At 62.8% G+C, this 21390-nt stretch carries 18 protein-coding genes; 9 read left to right on the top strand and 9 right to left on the bottom strand.

Annotated features, from left to right (window positions below; genetic code table 11):
- The first annotated feature begins 16 nt into the window (after window positions 1–16).
- From gyrA to ACODTJ_RS09585, 5 genes are all read left to right on the top strand, one after another.
- Window positions 17–2866 (top strand): DNA gyrase subunit A, encoded by a 2850-nt coding sequence (gyrA, locus tag ACODTJ_RS09605; RefSeq protein WP_488848313.1) that lies wholly within the window; start codon window positions 17–19, stop codon window positions 2864–2866.
- On the top strand, window positions 2863–3780 hold the full coding sequence (locus ACODTJ_RS09600; RefSeq protein WP_488848311.1) for a hypothetical protein: 918 nt from the start codon (window positions 2863–2865) through the stop codon (window positions 3778–3780). Before gyrA ends, ACODTJ_RS09600 begins: the two co-directional genes overlap by 4 nt.
- A 15-nt stretch (window positions 3781–3795) precedes the next feature.
- Complete coding sequence (locus ACODTJ_RS09595; RefSeq protein WP_488848309.1) at window positions 3796–4587, top strand: hypothetical protein; 792 nt, start codon at window positions 3796–3798, stop codon at window positions 4585–4587.
- Window positions 4588–4654: 67 nt separating this feature from the next.
- Window positions 4655–5641: a lytic transglycosylase domain-containing protein gene (locus tag ACODTJ_RS09590; protein ID WP_488848307.1), complete on the top strand. Its 987-nt coding sequence runs from the start codon at window positions 4655–4657 to the stop codon at window positions 5639–5641.
- A 186-nt stretch (window positions 5642–5827) separates the two neighbouring features.
- On the top strand, window positions 5828–8158 hold the full coding sequence (locus ACODTJ_RS09585; protein ID WP_488848305.1) for a hypothetical protein: 2331 nt from the start codon (window positions 5828–5830) through the stop codon (window positions 8156–8158).
- Window positions 8159–8544: 386 nt separating this feature from the next.
- On the opposite strand, the gene ACODTJ_RS09580 is transcribed toward ACODTJ_RS09585, so the two are convergent.
- Window positions 8545–9483 carry a hypothetical protein gene (locus tag ACODTJ_RS09580; protein ID WP_488848302.1) on the bottom strand — a complete coding sequence of 313 codons (939 nt, stop codon included), beginning with the start codon at window positions 9481–9483 and terminating at the stop codon, window positions 8545–8547.
- Between the two features lie 9 nt (window positions 9484–9492).
- Window positions 9493–10341 carry a hypothetical protein gene (locus ACODTJ_RS09575; RefSeq protein ID WP_488848301.1) on the bottom strand — a complete coding sequence of 283 codons (849 nt, stop codon included), beginning with the start codon at window positions 10339–10341 and terminating at the stop codon, window positions 9493–9495.
- A 477-nt stretch (window positions 10342–10818) separates the two neighbouring features.
- Here ACODTJ_RS09575 and ACODTJ_RS09570 point away from each other — a divergent pair, with 477 nt between their 5' ends.
- Window positions 10819–11820: a site-specific integrase gene (locus tag ACODTJ_RS09570; RefSeq protein ID WP_488848299.1), complete on the top strand. Its 1002-nt coding sequence runs from the start codon at window positions 10819–10821 to the stop codon at window positions 11818–11820.
- 12 nt (window positions 11821–11832) lie between these two features.
- On the opposite strand, the gene ACODTJ_RS09565 is transcribed toward ACODTJ_RS09570, so the two are convergent.
- The 3 genes from ACODTJ_RS09565 to ACODTJ_RS09555 form a co-directional block, all read right to left on the bottom strand.
- The gene (locus ACODTJ_RS09565; protein ID WP_488848298.1) at window positions 11833–12447 is read right to left on the bottom strand and encodes a hypothetical protein; all 615 of its coding nucleotides are present in this window, start codon (window positions 12445–12447) and stop codon (window positions 11833–11835) included.
- An 84-nt stretch (window positions 12448–12531) separates the two neighbouring features.
- Window positions 12532–14955, bottom strand: coding sequence for an ATP-binding protein (locus ACODTJ_RS09560; RefSeq protein WP_488848296.1), 2424 nt, complete (start codon window positions 14953–14955; stop codon window positions 12532–12534).
- A 9-nt stretch (window positions 14956–14964) separates the two neighbouring features.
- Window positions 14965–15228, bottom strand: a complete 264-nt coding sequence (locus tag ACODTJ_RS09555) for a hypothetical protein (RefSeq protein ID WP_488848294.1) — start codon at window positions 15226–15228, stop codon at window positions 14965–14967.
- Window positions 15229–15385: 157 nt separating this feature from the next.
- Here ACODTJ_RS09555 and ACODTJ_RS09550 point away from each other — a divergent pair, with 157 nt between their 5' ends.
- Both ACODTJ_RS09550 and ACODTJ_RS09545 read left to right on the top strand, forming a co-directional pair.
- Entirely contained in the window at window positions 15386–15961 is a 576-nt protein-coding gene (locus ACODTJ_RS09550) for a YcbK family protein (RefSeq protein ID WP_173050261.1), read from the top strand.
- Window positions 15962–16030: 69 nt separating this feature from the next.
- On the top strand, window positions 16031–16987 hold the full coding sequence (locus tag ACODTJ_RS09545) for a hypothetical protein (RefSeq protein WP_488848292.1): 957 nt from the start codon (window positions 16031–16033) through the stop codon (window positions 16985–16987).
- Window positions 16988–16997: 10 nt separating this feature from the next.
- On the opposite strand, the gene ACODTJ_RS09540 is transcribed toward ACODTJ_RS09545, so the two are convergent.
- The 4 genes from ACODTJ_RS09540 to ACODTJ_RS09525 form a co-directional block, all read right to left on the bottom strand.
- Window positions 16998–17876: a hypothetical protein gene (locus tag ACODTJ_RS09540; RefSeq protein ID WP_488848290.1), complete on the bottom strand. Its 879-nt coding sequence runs from the start codon at window positions 17874–17876 to the stop codon at window positions 16998–17000.
- Between the two features lie 9 nt (window positions 17877–17885).
- Window positions 17886–18776, bottom strand: coding sequence for a hypothetical protein (locus ACODTJ_RS09535; protein WP_488848288.1), 891 nt, complete (start codon window positions 18774–18776; stop codon window positions 17886–17888).
- Window positions 18777–18859: 83 nt separating this feature from the next.
- Complete coding sequence (locus ACODTJ_RS09530; protein WP_488848286.1) at window positions 18860–20296, bottom strand: hypothetical protein; 1437 nt, start codon at window positions 20294–20296, stop codon at window positions 18860–18862.
- Between the two features lie 2 nt (window positions 20297–20298).
- Window positions 20299–20562: a hypothetical protein gene (locus ACODTJ_RS09525; RefSeq protein ID WP_488848284.1), complete on the bottom strand. Its 264-nt coding sequence runs from the start codon at window positions 20560–20562 to the stop codon at window positions 20299–20301.
- A 135-nt stretch (window positions 20563–20697) separates the two neighbouring features.
- On the opposite strand from ACODTJ_RS09525, the gene ACODTJ_RS09520 reads away from it, so the two are divergent.
- Window positions 20698–21390, top strand: a 693-nt coding sequence (locus ACODTJ_RS09520; protein WP_488848282.1) for a hypothetical protein, incomplete at its 3' end; no start/stop codon positions are given.

The raw sequence follows: 21390 nt of genomic DNA, 5'->3' as shown, positions 1-21390 counted from the left end.
GAGAGAAGACTGACCAATGACCGATCAGAGCCCGCCTCCGAGCGACGGTGAAGGCATCGAGGTCTCCGAGCTGTCGGAGGTCTTCAAGCAGGACTTCCTGAACTACGCGATGAGCGTGATCGTTTCGCGCGCTCTCCCAGACGTTCGCGACGGCCTGAAGCCCGTCCATCGCCGCATCATCTATGGAATGGATAACGGCGGCTATCACTCCGACAAGCCGTACATGAAGTCGGCGCGCATCATCGGTGACGTGATGGGTAAGTATCACCCGCACGGCAACCTTGCGATCTACGACGCGATGGTCCGCCTCGCCCAGGACTTCAAGATGCGTCACCCCCTGATCGATGGTCAGGGCAACTTCGGCTCGCCGGACGGGGATGCGCCGGCCGCCGACCGTTACACCGAAGCCCGGATGACCCGGCTCGCGCATTTCCTGATCGAGGACATCGACAAGTCGACCGTCGACTTCAAGCCGAACTACGACGGTAAGGAGCGCGAGCCTGTCGTGCTCCCGTCCCGCTTCCCGAACATCCTCGTCAACGGCAGCGCCGGCATCGCCGTGGGCATGGCGACGAACATGCCGCCGCACAACCTCACCGAGGTGATCGATGCGTGCCTCATCCTCCTCGATCGCCCGGAAGCTTCGCTCGACGACATCATGGAGGTCCTGCCTGGGCCGGATTTCCCGACACAGGGCGTGATCCTCGGTCGCAGCGGCATCCGGAAGGCCTACGTCACCGGCCGCGGCTCGATCATGATGTCGGGCGTCGCCGAGATCGAGACCGGCAAGCGCGGCAAGAACCACATCATCATCACGGAGCTCCCGTATGATGTGAACAAGGCGCTGCTGATCGAGAAGATCGCGGACTATGTGACCACGGTCTCCAAGGCCAAGCCTGGCGACCAGAAGGTCGCTCAGTATGCGGTCTTCGGCGGCATCTCCGACATTCGCGACGAGTCGAACCAGGAATCCGTTCGCGTCGTCATCGACCTCAAGGCCGATGCAGAGCCGGCCGTCGTGCTGAACGCGCTCAAGCGCTTCACCGACTTCCAAACGACGTTCCCCTACAACGCGACCTGCCTGAACTCGCGCGGCAAGCCCGCCGAGATGGGGCTGATGACGATCCTGACGGAGTTCCTCGCGTTCCGGCGTGATTGCGTGCTGAAGCGCTCGATCCACGAGCTCGATGTCGCCCGCGGCCGACAGCTGCGGCAGATCGCGCTCTACCTCGCTCTCGATCGCGTCGACCAGGTGGTCGCGCTGATCCGCGCGTCGAACAACGACGAAGACGCCGCTGCCAAGCTGATGGCGCTCGAATTCACCATCGACGACGAGCTTTCCCAGCTGCTGCTGGAGGCGGATCCTGACGCTACGCTCTCGGGGACGATGCGCCTGACGCTCGCCCAGGCGAAGGCGATCCTGGATGTCAGCCTGAAGCAGCTCAGCCGCATGGGCCGGGACAAGATCTCGGACGAGCTCCGGACGCTCGCCGGTAAGATCCGTGAGCTGCTGCCGATCATCAACGACCGCGTCGTTCGCGACAACGTCGTGAGGAACGAGTTCATCGAGATCCGCGAGAAGTTCGGCAACAAGCGGGTCACCCGTATCGAAAGCGTCGAAGCCGACGAGATCGATGACGAGTCCCTGATCGAGCGCCGCGACATCGTCGTGACCCTGACCAACTCCGGCTACGTCAAGCGCACCGAGCTCTCGGCCTATCGGGCCCAGCGCCGCGGCGGCAAGGGCAAGACCGGCATGGACACGAAGGACGATGATTTCGTCACGTCCACGATCGTCTGCACCACCCGCACGCCGCTACTCGCCTTCACCGCGCGCGGGCACGCCTACAAGATCAAGGCCCACCGGCTGCCGGAGGCGAATGCGAACGCCAAGGGGCGCCCGATCGTCAACGTCATCGAGTTGAAGGACGGCGACACGGTTCAGTCGCTTGTCGCGCTGCCTGAGGATCGCGCCGCACTCGAAGACATGAGCCTGCTCTTCGTCACCGACTTCGGCGATATCCGACGCAACAAGGCGACCGATTTCTCGGACCTCAACCGTCGGGGCAAGGGCGCCATGAAGCTGGAGAACGAAGACGGGTCGACCAGCGGCCGCCTGGTTACCGTGTTGCCGGCCGGCGAGACGGATGACGTCCTCCTGGCGACCGCCCTTGGGCAGGCGATCCGCTTCCCGGTCTCCGACATGCGGGTCATGCAGAGCAATTCTTCGACCGGCGTCCGGGGCATCGCTTTCAAGGACAAGGCAGGCGCCGACCGCGTCGTCAGCGCGACCGTGTTGCCGCACAGCGAGGCCTCAGTCATCGAGCGCAATGCCTACCTCGCCAAGGGCACGATCTTCATGAAGGAAGGCGAGCTCAAGGACGAAGCCGGTCAGTCGACCGCACCGGCCTCCGTGACGGTCACGCCGGCCAATGACCCCGAGCGCCCCGATCGCGTGAAGGTCAGCCTCAATGTCGATCGGATGGTGGAGCTCGCCAACGAGGAACGCTTCCTGCTGACGGTCACCGCCAACGGCTTCGGCAAGCGTGTCTCCAGCCACGAGTACCGGGTCACCGGTCGCGGCGGCAGCGGCATCTCGGCCGGCGTATTCAACGATACGACCGGCGACCTCGTTGCCTGCTTCCCCGTCGACGAGGCCGATGGCCTCGTGCTCGTCACCGACGGCGGTCAGGCTATCCGGACCAATGTCAACGACGTCTCCGTCTACGGACGCGATACCCGCGGCATGCGCGTCTTCTCGCTCCCTGAAGGTCACAAGGTGACGGGCGTCGCCCGCATCTCCGATGACACGGGTGAGGAGGAGGCCGCTCCGCTCACGACCTCCAATCAGGGAACTGAACAGTGACCACTCTCCATGAACTGTTGGCGGAAGCCGACCGCATCGCTCTCGCTCGGTTGGATTTCGAGCCTCTGGTGGCCCCGCTTCGGCAGCAGGCCGACGCGCTGAAGGCACAGCTCGCGATCATCGAGGCCGAGATCTCGACCAAGCTCAAGGGCCGGCACTCGCTGGACGAGGAGTTCGAAGCTGTCGGTCGCAAGATCGAGAACCATGGTGTCGATCGTGACACCCTGGAGCAGCTCGTGGAGACCCGCATGCAGCTCCTGACGGGCGCAGGCATCGTCGTCGTTCCGGCATCTCCCGCCCCCGCACCGGCGCCGTCGACCGCAGCGTCCGCCGCCCCGGAAGCGGGCGTTGCGGCGCAGGAGGAAGACAAGCAGAACCCCGCCCGCCAGCGCCGGACTCGATCGACCCCGGTCGTGACCGCCGACACGAGCGCAGTGGCGCCGGCACCGGCGAAAGAGGAAACGCCCGCTCCCGACGCGGCGGCGCCCGCGGGCAACCAGCCGGCGAGCGCGGAGGAAGAGGCCGCAGGCGCGGTCACGCACTACATGGCCATCGAGCCGGAGAAGATCTCTTTGAGCCCGCAGGCCTTCCAGGGCGAGCATGCTGCAGAGCCCTCTCCTGAGGACGCTGCCGGCGAAGGCGCTGAGGACGCTACGGTCGACGGCGAGGAAGTTATGAGCCTCCCGGAGGCTGAGCCCGCCAATGACGATGCGCTGGCCGTGCTGACCGCTCGTGAGCAGGAGCCGATCAACATCCCGGAGACGCTGCGGTCCGATGCCCCGGCCGCGCCGGAAGGCGATCCTGAGATGCCGGCCTTCCTGATGTCGGCGGAACCGGCCATCTCTGCTCCTCCTGTCCCGGCCGCCGCGATGCCGCAGGACGAGTTCGTCCCGCCCTTCCTCGCCCACTCGTAATCCAGGAGCGTCCGCGTGCTGCGTCGATCCCATTCACTGCCGGCCGGGCTTGTCCTGATGACCATGGTGCTGGCCGGATGCCAGACCACGGCCAAGCCGCCTGAAACGGGCTCGGTTCAGACAGCGGCCGCTGCTGTCGATCCAGACATCAAACGCATCCTGGCCGGCGGCGGCCTCGACCCCAGCGCACCGGCTGCCGTTGCCGGAGCTGCACCGTCTGTGAAAGCTGCCGGCATCGCTCCTGGCCTGGTACCGGTGGCGCCGCCTCCAGGCAGCGCTGCAGCGGCGGCATATGCAGCGCAGCAGCCTGCACAGGCGAACCCGCTGACCACCCCCGGTCAACCGTTGAATGTCACCCCGGCGCAGGCTGGTGTTTCCCCTGCTGCGACGCCGATCGCCGCCGCCATCGCTTCTGCCGGCCATGGCGCGAGGGGCAAGGGGGCTCGCAAGCGCGGTCGCGTTGATGCGCCGCTACCCCAGATCGAGGTCACCCAAGGCGCTCCGGTTCAGGCTCACCCTGCTGTACCGGTCGTCGGCGCACCGCTTCTCGCAGCCGGCAGCGGCGTCCTTCCCGTACCTGTTCCTGGCGGCGTTCCGACTGCGGCCACTGCGCCGGCGCTTCCTGCGGGCCTCACAACGTCGATGATCCCGGCGCCGCTTGCGCCCCAGATGATCGATATCACCGGCCCGAATGCACGCCCCAGAGCCGAAGCTCCTCGGGCGAAGGCTGTCTCTGTCGCCGAACCGGCTCCCGCGCCGGCGCCGGTCGCTCCGGAGCCCTACGTCCCGAAGATCAAGCGGTTCTGATCACCATCAATCCTTGATCGGATGAAGGATTGCATCGAAGGTCTTTCTGACGACTTGGATTGGTGTGATGACTCGATTCGCTTCCCGTTGGATTCTGGCCTGCGTCGCCGTTCTCACGATTGCGGCCGCTGACGTCTCTCCTGCCCTCGCCAACTGGCTGAAGGTCCGGGACGCGGCAATGACTCTGCGCGAAAGGGGCCGGTCTCAGGAAGCCTATGCACTCGTTGCCCAGACGGGCGTCACGACCGTCGCTCACGAGGTCGATCGTAGCTTTATTGCCGGCTTCCTGGCCCTGCGCGTCCTTGGTCGCCATGACCTCGCGCTCGCCCATTTCAAAAACATGGCGGTCATGACAGCCAGGTTGCGCCCGAGTGACGATCCCGCTGGGCATCGTGCGATGGCCGGCTACTGGCTTGGCCGCACGTTGCAGGTCATGGGCCAGGCCGATGAGGCGAAGACGCTGTACACGACCGCGGCAATGTACAGGAACACCTTCTACGGGCTGCTGGCGGCCTCCCAGGCGGGACTATCCGACACCCGCGCCGCAATCGCGCCCGCAGCACCCGCTTATCCACGACCGCAGCTCTTCTGGCACGACCCGCGGATGAACACCGAATTGGTGCTGGCTATCATCAAGACGGAGAGCAATTTCCGTACGACGGCGGTCAGCTCGGCCGGCGCCCTTGGCGACATGCAGCTGATGCCCGGCACCGTCAAAGCGATCTCCCGGAAGACCGGCGTTCCGCTCGATCCGAGGATGGTTGCCAGCAACCGAAACTACAACGTCGCCGTTGGCTCCCACCACTTCGCGGACCTCCTGGCGAAATATGCTGGCAACGTCACCTTGGCCGCAGCGGCCTACAACGCCGGCTCTGGCGCCTCAGATGGCTGGATCGCCCGCTTCGGAGATCCTCGCACGAACAGCATCGACATCGTCGATTGGATCGAATTGATCCCGTTTCGGGAGACGCGAGGCTACGTGAAAAAGGTAGTCTCGAACTACGTGGCTTACCTCAGCACGGGGACATCCTCGGTCACGGCCAGCGCGCGCTGAGCGTTCGGTTATGCTCGATATCGGGCAGTAAAAGCGCACAATGTGCGCCTTGCTCTAGCCTCTATGTTTGTGGATATAAGCTCCGCTTCACCGCCAGCTTTCTCGACTCCGATTTCTACCTGTCATAGGTAGGAATCGCGGGCGGTTTTCCGCGCTTTTTGTGGTGCGAATGCGTCGGGACAATCTATGATTTCTGAGCATCTCCTGCTTGATGAAATTCGTAGAAAGCCAGCCTCATTCGCCGAAATTTGCCGCCGCAACGGTCTCACGAGTGTTGGCGACAGAACCAAGTTCAGAACAATACTTAATCGCCTCAAGTCCAGGGGCGTAATTGCTATCGTGACGTATCAAGGCCGCGCCTTTCCGAGCGGTGGAAGCCCGTTCTTATATATCACGACTGAGCCTAGAACTTTCAGAGCGGCCCTTGAGGCGGGGCTTGCCCTCGGATTCGATGTCGAGGTTGATACCGCGCCGCCTGAATATCAGTCGATGGAGACGCAGGCGGTCCTCAGAGGCGAAAGCCCGGAAGGCGAGCCGGTTCTCGAACGCCCGTCTATCCCTTCGCCAGAACGGATGTCTGAGGCGCAGGCCGGCGCCGGGTTCAAGCCTGAACCGGCAACCGCGTCTGCAAGCAGGAAGCCATTGTCTCCTGATGAGTGGCACTCCCTGGCGGATGTGGGCCGCTACTATGGCCTTTCCGGTTCCGAAGTGGTCGAGCGAATGCAGCGGGGGATCGCGAGCGGTGCGTTCCAGTGCATCGACCTGCTCGGGCGACCGACGACGCCTGATCAGGACGCCCGAATAGGCGTGTCCGGCCTTGAACCGACCGTCCTCATCTCCCCTCCTTCCGAACGGACCGGAGAGGCCACATTCGCCTTCCTGGAGTTCATCAGGGTTCTCAAGGATGAAGTGGTGGCCATCCGGGATCTGCCCGAGAAGCTCGGCTCATCGGTCGAGACTGCGCATGAGTTTTTGTGTTTCGCAATCCGAGGCGAACGGGTCCTGTTGGGCGCGAGCTCTCCGCCGCGACCTACCGACCTGGTCAGCCTCAGCAAGAGCCGACACGTTCCGTTCCTCATCGCAGCAGACCTTCGCGGAAGCCTCATCGGCGACGTCGCGTTCAAAGTTAGCGATATCGCCCGCGTTCGACGCTGTAGCGATGACAGGGTCGTAAGCGCTGTCCGCATTCTCGCGTACCAGTCGGTGCCAGCTTTGGCGACCTGCTTTGCCAACGATTTCAGGCCGCTTTGGGCGAGTGAGGTGGGATCGGAGACGGTTATTCGTCCAGGCGACTTCCGGCCACCTTCGAAGACACGTCACGAGGCGAAGCCGCCAACGCCTCGTGAGGTCGACAAACTGGTTCCCCAAGCCCGGCCGGCGTGGCCACCCCCATTATCATCAGCAGACAGGGATCGTGCGGCTGGGCGTCGGATATCAAACGCACCAGTATCGCCGTTCTTGCGAGAGCTCACGAACCTGCTTCAGCCGGGAGACTCCCCGCCGCCGCAGCTGCCTTCTCTCGAAAGAGAGACGCGAACCGCCGAAACTCCAAGGCGTGCGGCTGCCGACGAGACACCTCGCCTCCCTTTTACGATCGACGACACGCGAGAGCTCCGTTCTGTAGCCAAGGCGACCAGATCCGGCGCGGCGCGCATAGAAGTCGTCGATGGATCGGCGGGCCCTGCGCTGCAGTCACGGGCTTCGACAGATGTCGCTCTTCCTGCTCTTCTAAAGGAGCCTCTCACGATCGAAGAGCTCGTTATGCGGTCAGGGAGGCGCCGCTCCGACGTGATATCCTCCCTCGAGGCGCTCGCCGCCGGCGGGGATCTCAGCCTTGCCAGTAAGGAAATGCCTCATCGCTATTTGCTTGGCCAGAGCGCACCAAGCGACGATCCGGAGGCTCTGACTACGGCAGAAGCGCTGATAGAAGATCGAGCAATCGATGATGACGATGGTACTCCCCCTGGTAAGGCGCTGAAACGGATTGAGGCTGCGCTTTGGTTCCCCCGGGATTTGATCGCGCTCTCAGCCGAGGTGCGCATGGCTCCTGGTGAGGTGCGCAAAGTCCTTGATGGAGCAATCGGCCGCACGATCCTTGCGACCGGAACCCCCGGCGGCCGCGACGAGAGGTTCAGCGCAGGGCCTCAGGTCAAACAGAAGATCGTCTCGCCCGAAGTACTTTCGCTTTCCGACGCGGTGTACCATAGCACGGCAGACGGCCCGGTCTTTCTGGCCGAATTGAGCACCCGGTTCGAGGAGCACGCCCAGCTTCTGCCCTTCGCTGTTGCTCGGCTGACAGGCCTCGGGCTCCTGGTCCGGGTCGGCAATGCGCTTCGCCGGCCAATCCTCGTCGGCGCAATTCTCGATTATTGCTGGATTCCGCGGACCCGCGTCGCGCTGGATATCGAGTTCCCTCATATCGGGGAGGCTGCAATTTTAAGGGCGATCGAAATCGGAGCTATCCACCAAGCGGGCGGAAAGTATCTAGCGGGTAGCGGTAAAGCGACGCTGCCATAAAGAACACCCGCCACCATCCTTAACGGAGTTCCTCCCCGCCGTTTTGAGGGGATCATCACCTTCAAGCAGTTGCGCTTGCCCATCGACGTTCTCTAGCCTCCGACTCAGGAGGCATGCCGAATGACTGAGAAATCGGATTGGGTCGTACGTCTCTCCCGCGCCGGCAAGTTCGCGGGAACAGCGCGTGTCCGCGGCGACGACATGGCGGATGTCCTGGCGCGCGCGGCGCTAACCTTCCCCGGTTGTGTGATCCGGGGTATTCGCCAGGCGCACCCAGGCGAGTTCGAGGGGCAGTCGGCCCGATCTTCGGGAAGCGCTCTACCGGCCGAAACGGCGCTTGGCGCCGCGATGAAGCGAGCTCAAGATCAGGTTCGCCTGTCGCAACGCTAGGCTGCCATCGCTTTCCGGCAGATGTAGCTGCGGTTCTGCCGGGAGCCATCGAGCGGTGTGATGACACCGGCTTTGATCAGCTTGTCGATGATGAGACGAGCGCCGAAATCGCTCGACCCGATCGCGCCGGCGATATCCTGCGCTGTCTGGATGGGGCGCTGCAGGAACAGTTCGATTGTTGGGCCGCTTCGCGACGTTTCGCGCTCACGCGGAAGCAGCGCGGATAGGTCGGCTTTGACCCGCGCGAGCGTGTTGAGCGCCTCATAGGTACGAGAGGCGCTTTCCTCGACGGCGGCGTAGAAGTGAAGGAGCCAGGCCTCCGGGTCGACAACTGCCTCGTTAGTGAGATCCGCGTCGCGCGCCAATGCCCTGGCAAGGCCGCATTGAACCAGAGGCGCCTTGAATGCTCGCTGGATCAAGAACGGCGCCAGGAGCAAGGCCATCCGTTTGCCGCGGCCGTCAAAGGCGTGGCCCACCCAGATCTGCCGGACGCACTCGGCGACCACCTCCGGTGTGGCCGTGGTCAATGCGCTTCGGATCGGCGCGAGGATCTCGTTGATCGAGGCCTCATGTCGCCACTGGGCGGCACCAACGTCGCGATGGCGGTTCGATGTCTCAGACTCTCCCCAAACAGCGGCGATCCAGTCGAGCGGATCTTCTTCGCTGGCTGGGCCGGCGATGGAGCGGAGGATTGCGCTATGAATGCAGGGTGCGAGCCGTTGCTTCAGCGTCGAGAGCTCGTACAGGTCATCGATCAGCAGATGACACAACGTGACCTCCTGCAGCAGCTCGCCTTCGGAGGCCTGCATCACCGCAAGGGTCTCTGACCGCGCAAACCACGCTCGCGCGATCTCAGGGTTGCGGAAGTGCCTGGTGTATTCATCGAGCCGGGCCATGGCCGCGAAGGCCGCGGCCAATGCATGGGCCTCGGTCAAGGATTGCTCCTAGTTCAGCGTCGGCGGAATCGAGTCCGTCGCTTCCTGGGAACGAGTCTCCACCGGAATTCCGATATTGACCAGCGTGTGAGCGATCGCGTCACGCACGAGGTTGGCCAACTCGACGAGGTCTAGCGCTTCAGGTGCCAGCTTGGCTCTCGTCTGGGTTTCGTTCGAGACGAGATCAGCAAGCGGGAACCAGGCCGGGTACTGCGTCGCGGTCTGCCCGGTCGCGTTCCAGCTACCGGCATGGATCGATGCGAGCCCAGCAAAGCTGCGGGCAGCACAGCGTTCGACAAATTCATGATCGCCTGTTCGATGAATCGCGATCGACGCAGCGAGCTGCATCAACCACGGCATCATATCGGCGAGATTTCCCGTGCATTGGATCGGAAACAGGCTCGCGACATAGTAGGCAAGGTCGGAGGCGACGACCTCGTCAAATTCCGCCGGCGAGCCGTCCCAGGCGACCATCGATGGGCCGAGGCCGATAATCAGGTCCATGGGGCTGAGCTCCCAGCCGATCTGATCGGCGAGCGCCCGCGACAATTCAGGCTCGAAGCCGGAGATCGTCAGCTGTCGCGGCGAGCGGCCTTCTTCGGCTCCAACCTGCGGGTCGTAATAGAAGCGCAGAGAGCTGGAGATCCCCACCAGCAATCGCTCTGCGGCCTCCCGGTACTGCTTGGCCACCTCTGAGGCGTGCGCGGCGATGTCGTGGCCGTCTCCGACGGCGGCTTCAGCGCGGTTCAGTTCGTGGTCGACTGTGACAGCAGGCAATCGATCCTGTTCTGATTGGCTCCCCGTCCAAAAGCTTGGATCCCGGCCTGCTGGCCTCTCGGCGTTATTCTCACGCGGCATTCTAGGCTCCTCGAACCGGCTCACACCTAGAAATGGTGCGGAAATTCCTGCCGGCAATCCTCAACGCAAGTTAATCCTCATTAACTTGCTCTTCCTCGTAACAAAACAATCCTCAAAACTCGGTGAATCCGCCATGGATTGAGCGAGCCGATTTCCTTGCTATGTCCGATAATCCCCTCTTCTCGGTCCCCAATCCGTAGCCCCTCAAAATGCCCTCCGCAAGGTGCATTTTTGGCCTCCGAGACCGCTGTTTTCGTTGATAGCAAGAGCAAGCTAAGGCCAGTTAGCTTGCTTTCATCAAATTTGACGCATTTCTCCCCCAAAACGTTCGCGGATGGCCAGGTAAAGGTGTTGCGTGGCCGCTGGGGTATTTCGGCCGCGCTTCCGGCAAGATCCTTCTTGCCGTGTGCAAGGATTTCTCCGATCCTTTCGGGCAATCCTTGGAGAGAAGCTGCTTTGGATACCCCTGGGAGCGCATTGGCGCCCGTCACTTCCGCCGGCCTGCCAGCGGATCTGGGCGATGCCGTTCGGCGCATTCTCGAAGAAGGCAGTGCGGCCAGCACACGGCGCGCCTACGCGTCCGATCTTCGCTACTGGCTGGGTTGGGGAGACCTCAACTCGATCTCGGTGCTTCCGTGCTCGATCGAGCACGCGATGATGTTCGTCGTCCACCATGTCGACGAGATGCCGGCACAGATCGATGTTGGCCTGGTCGAGCTTGGGGTGAAGAAGGCCTCTGGCTTGCCGGCCCTCTCGTCTCTTAGGCGCAAGATTGCGGCGATGTCAGCAGTCCACCGATCCCGCGGCTACGCGAACCCGTTCGAGGATCCGCGCTTTCGGATGCTGATGAGCAAAGCCGGCCGCGTCGCACTCAAGCGGACCGGCTACTCGACAAATCGGAAGACGGCCTTGGTCCTGGAGCAATTGGAGCCATTGCTGGCGACGTGCCAGGGGGATCTCCGTGGATTGCGAGATCGGGCGATCCTGCTGTTCGCCTTTGGAAGCGGCGGCCGCCGGCGGTCAGAAGTGGCGTCGGCGGTATGCGAGCGCCTTACCGGTCATGGCGAGGAATACGTCTACCAGCTCGGCGTGACCAAAACTCATCAGGATGGTGACGCTGGCTCTGTTCCAGTGGCCGGCCGGGCGGCGATCGCGCTGCGCGCCTGGCTCGAAGCGTCAGGGATCAGCAAGGGGCCGATCTTCCGAGGTGTTGGTCAGGATGGCGTGGTCCTCGATCGCGCGATCAGCGATCGTCAGATCAACCGGATCGTAAAGGCGCGCGCGAAGGCGGCTGGCTTCGATCCGTCGGCGTTCGGTGCTCACTCCCTGCGGTCAGGCTTCATGACCGAGACCGGCCTGCAGGGGATCAGCTTGATGGAGGCGATGGAGCTGTCCACCCATCGCGATGTTCGGGTTGCCGCCCGCTATCACCAGGCGGGGCGCGGTCTCCGGAACAAGGCCGCGCGCTTACTCGATTGAGGCCGTCGTCGCTCACATGCCCATAGCAGGCGCCGGCTCTTCGCTCAGCTGAAGATCGATCTTTCGGAGAGTATCCTCGCGCCACTCGCGCAGATCACCGACCACGCTAAGCACGTCGTCGATGCCGGACGGCGCGAGCTTTGCGGCAACCGAGGCGACGGTCGTCGTCCTGTCGAACAAGCGGAACTCGAAGCCCGCGCCCGTCGAATTCACGCGGCAGGAAAGCCCTTCGACACAATCGTCCGGCGTGGCATCGGAGAATTCCGTCTGCGCCGAGTTGTGATAGCCTTCGAAGGTTCCCGCCGGCCGTTGATCATAGCCAGGCACGAAGGAAGCGCTGGCGATAGCGCCCAGGACAGCTTCTACCTGCCCAATATCGCTGCTGAACAGGATGAACTCCGGATGCGGCGCTGAGGCCGGAGTCGCTGACTGGTCCTCCTGCCGGGTGGCCTTGAGCCAGTAACTCTCAGTGGGTTCGCATCCGACTTCACCGTAGATGTCGGCTTCAACGAACAGCCCGAAGATGCGCTGCGGCGCAGCGCCGTTGGTCGCGAAGCCCAGAAGGCCCGCAGCCTCGTCGAATGCAACCGTCTTCGACGTGTTGAAGAAATGGGGCTCGTCGCTCATCGATCTTCCTCGTTATCTACACCGATGCTATGGGCGCCCCTTGCAAGACAGAAATGCTGATGAGCCCCGATCAAGATGAGCGCATCAGCCCATGGAAGGCCGAGCACCCTCCTGGTCGAGCCAAGCGGCGAATGTGCTTTCCAGCTCATCGATCCGGCCGCCATCCACCTCGCGGACGCCATCGGCGCGTAGCTCGACCGCCTCGCTTCGCGCGTCATCACTGAGCGAGTCGAGTAGACGCTCGGTTGGGCGTGAGCCGTTTCCCTTGTCGAGCGCCACGATCCGGGTGCGTCCGCGCCCATAAAGCCGGTCGATCAGCTGGATGGAGGCGTCCATTTCCTTGTGAATTTCGCGCAGGCGCTTCGGGGTCAGCACCATGGAGATCTCGGTCAAAGCCTGCGCGAACGCCGAGTTATGGTCGGTAGGAGCGTAAATATGGGCGCATTCGTGAGCTGCGAGCGAAATGATCGCATGCCGATCCTCGGCATTGCCGGCGCTATAGCGGAGCTGGCACTCCTGATCGAGGGGATTGAGCAGAAAGTAGCGCAGATCCTCCTTCGCATCCGGCCGGTGGAAGACCGCCTCGGGGATGCTGTAGCCATAATCCCCCGAGAGGGACTGCCACTGGTGACGCGGCAACGCCAGTACCCAGCCCACTGAATATGGGAACGAAGGCGTCTTAGGCAGCCTCTCCGCGGCAATGGCGAGGCACTGCTGAACCGCGACCTGCCAGATCGCCAGCAGCTTGCGGGCCTGGAGCCCCTCACCGTTCGGCAGATCCCAATTTCGCGGATCGAGACGCCTTCCCTGGGCATGGAAGGCCCGGGTCAATTTTTTCGCGAGAGCCGGATCGAGCTTCTCGTCGGCCTGCAGGTTCTCCTTGTAGATGGGCACGTCGTGCAGGTCCGAGAGTTTGTCCCGGTTGAGCGCGGATTCGGCTTCATCGGCGAGCGCCTGGTGAAGCTTGATCGAGTTCACGAGGTGCCCGAGTAGCGGGCCGGATGCGACTTCCATCGCCTTCCGCGGGCCGTAGCGATCGAGAGCGGTAAGGAACGCCTCGCTCTGTTGCCGGCCGGAGAAGCGTTCAAGAATGGTGCCCTCGACCGAGCCGCGACCTTTCAGGCCCTCGAACAGCTTATGAAACTCCGACGCAGGCACGTTCTCCAGGCCGTCTTTCACAAATCCGTCGAACTGCCAGTCGCTGAACCAGATACTCTGGCTCGCCTCAACTCGCTCTGCCAGGCGCTTGCTCCGGCTCGTCCTGAAGCCGGTGACCGCGGTCGGCGCCGCGAAATCGATCTCGACCTTCTCAGGCCGAGAACTGAGCAGGCCTTTTCCACCCTGAAGAACCGTGAACTCGGTCTTCGGCTTGCCGCGGAGCGCAGCGTCCGTGTCGGTCGCCATGCGCTGGGAGAACTCCTCCAGCGCCGTTTTGTACTCATCCCGGAGTGCATCGCGGTTCGAGGTCATGACCTCTCGCGCGAGGGAGGGGTTCAGCTCCAGAATGAGGGTGTGCTCAGTGTTGCCAGAGCTCGTCTCGAACATCAGCGCGCCAGACGAACGCACCAGGATCTTGCCAGCAGGAAGACCGTGGTCCGATTTCGGATCCACGAGCTTCATTTCGCCGAATGCGATGTCGGACGCACCGTCCCCTGCGGGCAGGATCTCAATCTTGGGGTTTTCCCGCCAGCCGTCGTTGATCCGGTGATTGTCGACACGAGCCAGGATCTTGGCAGCGGGCTTGACCGCGACCTTCTTCGTCTCGATGAGCTCGCCGTTAAGCGTCACCTTCGCCTTGATCGCGCTCCGGCTGAGATAGGCGTGAAGCGTCTCCTTCATCCGCTCAACCGTTGGCCGGCGCTCCACCGACTTTGCATCCTGCGGATTGAGGTCGAGCTCCACGCGGCAGCCCTTGGCTTTCCGCGGGCCCTGCGCAAGCGCCTCGTATTCCTGCTCCAGTAGGTCGATCTCGCGCTGGTGCAGCAGCTGAGCCTGCGCATCGCCGGCAGCTGCCGCCTTGCGATCGCGAGCCTGATCGAGCCAGTGATCGATTTCCCGCAGAGCCTGGTCCCGCGAGCGGAGCACATACTCGGCACCGACGCCTTGGGCCCAGCGATCGCCGGTCCTGATCGAATAGCGCGGCTGTGAGAATGTCGTCATCAGGCGAGCGCGGCCGAATCCGCCGACCGACTCGCCGGAGCTCTTCGTGGAGCCGTGCAGCGAGAAATAGACATCCTCCAGAACCTCCGGAGTCATGCCGACACCGTCGTCCTGGTAGGCCACCCGCGTTACGATCGGGCACTCCGCTGCGCGCCCCAGAACGCCGCGTCCGAATTCGCTCGTAATCGAGATGTCGATGTTCCTGGCACCGCCATCGACGGCGTTCTGGATGAGCTCGCGATGGAGGCTTGCGGTCCAGTCCTCGTAGGCCCTGTCGCGCTCAGCGACAAAGAAGCTCCTGTTGGATCGGACCTGCGCAATCGTGCCGATGATATCGCTGTCGCTCATGACGCGCCCTTAGTTCACCAGGTGCACGACGATCGTGCCCGTTCTCACAGGGCGCAGACCGTCCATCCTGACGATCATGGCTTCCGATTGATCGATGACTTCCGCCCGCAGATCCTCCGGGATGATCTCCTCGATCTCCCGAACGGCCCCGCGCGCGAGCGCAAACAGGCACTGGCCTCCGGCGCGCTTCACAAAGAAGCCGGTAGCCCCATCGAGGGTCGGATCGTCGTGAACGATCGTGACCCCTGCCTGATTGAACGCGATATCGATCATGGATTACGCCCCCAGATGAACTTCAGCGGGGGCAGCGAAAGGCACAATCCTCCACGCCGTCCTTTGCTGGACGACGAAATGGTAGACCGACTTCCGGGAATCTGGAAGGATTGTGATATCGGTCCTTTGTGTTGAATCGATTCTGGGTTCCTTTTGCATGTCCGTTTCGACCTCCCGGCGACAATTTCTGATGGGACTCGGTCTCGGCGCATCCGCGATTTTTGCGGGTTTGCCCAAGTGCCTTGCCCAGCCGGCTGTCGAGGCGGCGCAGAAATCGATTCCTCTTCGCCTGCTGAATCCGAACACGCGTGAGGCCTACGATCTGGAGCTGTTCATCGGCGACCAGTGGAATCCGGTTGCCTTGCAGTGGTGCCATTGGCTGATGCGCGACTGGCGCCAGCAGACCGCTGTCGAATGCGATCGCCGCCTCTATGCCGCCTTGTACGTCCTCCAGCGCTACTTCTCAGAGAACGGGCGGATCACCATCAATTCCGGCTTCCGCACCCAGAAAACCCAGGAGGCGCTGCGCGAGGCGGGATATGGTCCGGCGGTGAACAGCTTGCATCTGCGAGCCAAGGCCGTCGATTTCACCCTTCCCGGCGTGAGCATGCGCAATGTGGCTCGCGCCACCTGGGCTCTCAAACTCGGCGGCGTCGGCTATTACGAGGACATGAACTTCGTCCACATGGACTCCCGTGGCGCGCAGGCGCGCTGGGCCGACTCGTTCCTCTGATGGGCGCTTGAGGGTTTCAGGCGACGGCCATAGCCTTCGCTTCGGACACGATCATCTCTGGAGCCCTCCATGCCCCGCGTCATCGATTTCAGCCACGGGAACCAGACCGAGTGGTCGGAAAGTCGGCTGCCTGAACCGGTCTATGGAGATCGTGAGATCCGCCCAGAAGAGCTCATTGCTCTCAGCGAGGCATTCAACAGCCCTGTGACGGGCTTCACGCCCCAGTTTTCGACCTACGGACGCTCAATTGATCTGCGCTCGCGTGCCGAGCTTCCGGATGAGGCTCACAAGTTCCTGTCCGAAAATATGACCGGGCCCTGGCTCTGGAGCGAGCACTGGGCCAATCACGGGCATTCGCTCGACCTGGCTGTCTACATCGAGCGAAGGCCGGACCAAGAACGTTTCCTCGCTGCGTTTGGGGAGACGTTCGGTTTCACCGAGCCCAGTTCATGGGACATCGGATGTCTCGCGGTGAACCGTGGCGTGCTTCCGCCGCTGACGGCGCTGGAGTCGTTCTCGAAGTGGGGAACGAAGCATTGCGGCTTTCGATGGCTGCCAGCTGAGGACATCGGCCCGCGCGGTATGCGCGTTGCCTTCGATCACGCTGGCCTCGAGGCCGAGTTTGTCGCGCGCTGGGGCGATCGAATGATCGTTCGAGAGACCGATGAAGGACGCCTCTATGAGGCGGATCTGACCGGCACCTCCTGGCGCGACGATCCAAGTGGTTGGCTTGGAGCGAACTCGGCCGTCGGTTCGATCGCCGGGCGCTCTTCAGTTCCCGGCGAGCCATACAAGTGGGTCGTCGAGACACGGTTCGACGACGTTGCCGCCGCGCTCAAGCGTGACTGGGGTCATTTTTTCAAGCCCGATGCCACTGGCCTCATCTTCAGCGCGGACGAATATCCACGCATCCCCGAGCGTGTCGTGCCCGATGACTTCCTCGCCTACCTGCGAGGCGAAGCGGAGGACTTCGCGGCCCCACACCTCTCCGCCATCGGCGGGGCAACTCCCAGCCCCGCTCCTTAGGCTGGCCTCCTCAGCGGGTTGCGTCAGCGAAGAGGGAAGGTCGCTCGACCTTCCACTCGATCTTGGCGGTGCGAAGCACCTCGTTAAGGACGCTTTCCTGCTTCCAGGCTGCATACTCAGTCTTGAGCACCTCCAGCGCCGGCTCGGCGAGGCTCTCGAACTTCCGCCGCGGGCGATTGAGGACGCCTTCGACGATCCAAATCGACCAAGTCCCGCTCTTGGCCCGAACTGGGCCGCCGATGTCGCCCATTCGCGGTGTGCCTAGATCGATGCCTTGGCGCCACTTCCAAAGGAAGCCGGAGTCGACCCGTGCTTCCAGAGCGAAGGGGGCCCCCTCACCTTTCGGTCTGTTCTCGATCGCGGCGAAGTCAAATGCATCCTTTGCCTGCGCTCTGGCTGCCCTGGCCTCTCCCTCGGTTGCGAAGGACAGGATCTTGACCTTGTAATCTGCCCCCTCGGTCAGGCGCGCCCAAAAGTCGCGAAGATCCCCTTCGGTCGATTTCAGAATGGCGTCCTGCCCAAGCTTCTCGTTCCAGAGGAAGGCGAGTAGCAAGTCTTCGTCGATCTCGCCGAGCTTGCCCTTTCTGGCTTCCTCCAGGCTCTGCTTGAGCCTGGGGTCGTCGGCGTATCCGGCGCGCCGCGCTGCCCGGGCGAATGCGACGCTCGATACAAGGTCGCCCAACGAGGCCGTTGCCACGTCCTGCTTAAGGCGATCGGGAATCGAAACACTGCTGCCCCGATCCCGTGACAGTGCTTCGAGCTGCCGAGAGACGAACTCGTCGACATGCTGGCGTTCGATCACCACACCGTCGACAATGGCGAGCTCCTCGGCGGTGGCACAGGAGAGCGCTGCGGTCAGGGCAAGCGCGGCGAATAGGATACGCTTCATGGTGTGTCCTCAGAACTCGTTCGTGGGAATCGAGATTCGGCGTGCGAGATCGGTCCAGCTCTCCGGAGCAGGCTCCTTCCACTCGATCTTCGCCGCGGCCAAGGCCGTCGAATAGGCTGAGCGCATCTTCAGGAAGACGCTCATCCCTCGCAGTGAAGCCATCTGCTTTTCGTCAAGTTTATCGAAGGCCGGCGTCGGAGCCGTTTCGACCTTTTCGACGAGCCAGATCGAGCAGAGCGGCCATTCACAAAACGGACCGCCAACAGTTCCCGCGGCGGGGGCGTCGATCGAGAGCCCCTGCAGGCGCCACGCCCAGGCACTTGTCGCCTCCATCACGTCCTGGGTCTGCGACGTTGCGGCCTCCTGCTTGGAGCCGAACATCCGGACGGCCTCAGCATCGAAGCTGGCGCGATCCACGATGGTCTTCAGAGCCTCGGTCGCGGCCTGACGAGTGGGATAAGTGAGGAAGCGAAGAGCGTAGCGTGGCCCGGCGCTCGCCTTTTCGTAGAAGGCCTTCACGCGAGCGGAGTCCGTCTGTGTCCGCAGGTCGGACTCGACCTTGGTCATCCACACCTCGCGCAATAGCCCATCACGCGAGGCAGGAGCCTCCTTGATCTGCTCCATCGTGACCGAGTTCTTGTCGAGGCCGTCGCGCTCTGCGGCGGCGGCAAGCGCGGCCCGCTCGACAGCCTGGACAATCCCTGTCTGTCGAAGCCGGCCGTCCTGCCGAGCCTCCTCTCGATCATCGTCTTCCATCATCCCGTTCTCGATCAGAACGCTTTCGACCGAGCTCTGCGTGATGGCTCGCCCGTCGACCGTGGCGATGACGGGATCGGATTCGGCGAGAGCGGGAACGTTGGTCACGGCGACGACAACCGCGGCGGCGAGGAATGCTCGCATGGAAAAGGCTCCTTGTTTCCAAGAAGCCTTACATCTTTCCTTGCTGGAATCCTCGCGGGGGAGCGAGGATTCGGTGGATGAGCTCAGCGATGCTCAAGTTCTGCGCTGACGCCAGGGGCGCCGGTGACCTGATCTCGTTTCCAGCGACCCTCCAGGGAAACGTCCGCCTGGCCACCGGAGAGCTCGACCTTGCCGGCTTGAACGACGCGGCCGGTCTGCTGGTCCTTGATCATGTAGCTGGATTGGTCAGCCGAGAAGCTGATCTGCTGAGTGTCCATCGCCCACCGAAGCACGCGATCGGAAACGACCCTGCTGGCGGAGAACTGTAGTGGGATCTTCGCGTCGTCCTTCATCTGCGCGACATACTCGCGCTTGAGTGATCGCGCACTTACGGGAGCCTCCAGATCAATGGCCCGGCCGATGGCGATCGCGGTCGGGTCACCCTTTTTGGCCAAGGTCGCGATCGCTTCTCGCAGTGCTTTGCGATCAAGCTTCGGCGGATCCCCTGGGTCGGAGCCATCCATGATCGCGCGCGTCAGCTTCGTCAGCCGCTCGATGGGCGCCAATCCACTGGCATGCAGCCAGCCAGCCAGGTCGGTAGGCTTCAGGCCGCCACCTGGCTCCGGGATGAAGTGCGCCTTCTTCGAGATGGCGACAGCGACCATCACCCGGATATCCCGGATCGCCAGCTTCTCGTCGACGGTGAAGTCCGCCCTTTGTGCAACCTGATTGGCGAGCGCAGCAATTCCGTCGACGCTCATCGACATGAATTCCGGATCGGCGCGGAGTTTGTCCTCCATCCTGACGATTTGCCAGATGCCCTTCGAGACGTCGTGGTTGTCGTCGATCTCCCGCGCTTGAAGCTCAGCGCTCTCGCGCCACATCGCCCAGCGCAGCAGCATTCCGGGCTTTGGGGTATCCCGGATCGTCATCAAGGCCGCGAAGATGTCGGCTTTCATTTCACTGCCGCCAACGAGGCAGTGACCGATTTCGTGCCACGCCACCTGCCGGTGGAAATCCTGATCGGAGACATTCTCCCGGTTCGGATCGACGCCTGTGAGCTTGTTGAGGACATCGTCGATATTCACACGCGGCGCGAAGGGGCTGACCATGCAGATGCGGCCTCCCTTCTTCCGATCCAAGCCGAGTGCGATGCCGCCCTGCTCGAACCCTTCTTTGACATAGCGGCGAGCCATCTTGTCCTGGGACGTCAGCTTCGCCAGTCGGTCGGCCTCGGCTTTCGCATTGCCGGCGAGGTCAACGAACTCGATCGTATAGTTCGGATTCTCAGGAAGCTCAGCCTTCAGCCGGTCCTTGATGGCCCCGATCGTGCCCCGATAGGCCTCGATATCCGCAGATGACTTGGCGGTCATCTCGGCGGTGCGACCGGGCGCGCGTGCGGCAAGCGAACGAATGACGCCTTCCCGAACATCCGTCGGGGCGTCGGGCGCTTCAATGATGTAGGGGGCTGCTGCGACCTTGTTGAGAAGGGCGACAACGTCGACGGGAGGCATATCCATCGTCAGGCTCCCACGACAAGCTGGAAGCCGCGGCCGTGCTCTCCGGCCTTGTTCATCTCAATGACGAACACGGTGGCTCCGTCCTGGCACTTCTCCAGCGCGAGGGGGCCGTAGGTTTCATCGGAGATCGCGCCATCGGCGTCCGAGACGACGAGCCTGTCGTCGTGGCGAACGATCTTCGTCGGGGTCCGCGTAGTCGGGGAGATGAAGACGATTGTCTCTCCGCTGTTGCCGAGAACGGCGACGCCAGTGATCGATTCGGACATGGATAGATTCTCCGTTTCTCCGAGTTTGCCATGCCGCGACGAAAGAGGCGAAGGATTGCTTGTGAGTTTCAGGGCGCCAGCGCTCACTCTGGGGATCATATCCTTGGAATAGGTGCCATGAAGCGAGAGTTCGGGTTGGTCGACAACGAGGGCCGCAACGTCGACGTGGTCGCCACGTTGAGCACAGGCGCGAATGGCTATTTCAGCCTCACCTGCAACAATGGCTGCGACCACGAGCGCATCCTGGCGTCTGCGACCGACGAGGTTCGCGAGGACCTTGAGGCTCTCGCGGCCGTGCACTTAGCTGATCGCAACGGCACGCCGATGCACGCCATCGAAAACGCTGCCTATCACCTGCGGGAACACCGCTTCCAGGAGGCTGCAGCCTCGCTCAATGCCGTCAGCGACATTCGCGAGATCTACGAGCTTCATGCCGCCTCGGTCCTGACCCTGATGGGGCCGGCGAGCCTGATCGAGAGCCGGACTAAGCAGGTGATAGCGCAGGTGCAGGTCGTTCAGCTGGCAAAAACTGAGTATGAGCGGGATGAGCGCCTGCGTGAGCGCATCTTCGCAGCGCCGGATCGCCTCTTCCGAGCGATCAAGCGCCTGGAGGATCTTCTTGCCGGCAACGATCCCGGGCTCACGGAGCGAACGTCGCTGCACGAGCAGAAGAAGGCGATCGCGGCCTTTGAGAAAGCCAATGCCGCGTTGCTGCGGCAACAGCCTCATCAGCTGTCGGAGCATGTGAAAGATCGCCTCACGAAGGTTCTGACTGCGGATTCCGACGTGAAGCCGGCCGGCATTCCGATCAATATCCGGCCACCGTTC

It is taken from the genome of Allobosea sp. FG18, from assembly GCF_057809495.1.
This window is presented reverse-complemented; position numbering and strand designations above follow the sequence as displayed.

What these genes read in the sequence shown, in the direction of transcription:
- gyrA (WP_488848313.1), top strand. Translation starts at nt 17, where the DNA reads ATGACCGATCAGAGCCCGCCTCCGAGCGACGGTGAAGGCATCGAGGTC.
- ACODTJ_RS09545 (WP_488848292.1), top strand. Translation starts at nt 16,031, where the DNA reads ATGCCCCGCGTCATCGATTTCAGCCACGGGAACCAGACCGAGTGGTCG.
- ACODTJ_RS09530 (WP_488848286.1), bottom strand. Translation starts at nt 20,296, where the DNA reads ATGGATATGCCTCCCGTCGACGTTGTCGCCCTTCTCAACAAGGTCGCA.
- ACODTJ_RS09590 (WP_488848307.1), top strand. Translation starts at nt 4,655, where the DNA reads ATGACTCGATTCGCTTCCCGTTGGATTCTGGCCTGCGTCGCCGTTCTC.
- ACODTJ_RS09575 (WP_488848301.1), bottom strand. Translation starts at nt 10,341, where the DNA reads ATGCCGCGTGAGAATAACGCCGAGAGGCCAGCAGGCCGGGATCCAAGC.
- ACODTJ_RS09555 (WP_488848294.1), bottom strand. Translation starts at nt 15,228, where the DNA reads ATGATCGATATCGCGTTCAATCAGGCAGGGGTCACGATCGTTCACGAC.
- ACODTJ_RS09540 (WP_488848290.1), bottom strand. Translation starts at nt 17,876, where the DNA reads ATGAAGCGTATCCTATTCGCCGCGCTTGCCCTGACCGCAGCGCTCTCC.
- ACODTJ_RS09550 (WP_173050261.1), top strand. Translation starts at nt 15,386, where the DNA reads ATGTCCGTTTCGACCTCCCGGCGACAATTTCTGATGGGACTCGGTCTC.
- ACODTJ_RS09565 (WP_488848298.1), bottom strand. Translation starts at nt 12,447, where the DNA reads ATGAGCGACGAGCCCCATTTCTTCAACACGTCGAAGACGGTTGCATTC.
- ACODTJ_RS09585 (WP_488848305.1), top strand. Translation starts at nt 5,828, where the DNA reads ATGATTTCTGAGCATCTCCTGCTTGATGAAATTCGTAGAAAGCCAGCC.
- ACODTJ_RS09560 (WP_488848296.1), bottom strand. Translation starts at nt 14,955, where the DNA reads ATGAGCGACAGCGATATCATCGGCACGATTGCGCAGGTCCGATCCAAC.
- ACODTJ_RS09525 (WP_488848284.1), bottom strand. Translation starts at nt 20,562, where the DNA reads ATGTCCGAATCGATCACTGGCGTCGCCGTTCTCGGCAACAGCGGAGAG.
- ACODTJ_RS09535 (WP_488848288.1), bottom strand. Translation starts at nt 18,776, where the DNA reads ATGCGAGCATTCCTCGCCGCCGCGGTTGTCGTCGCCGTGACCAACGTT.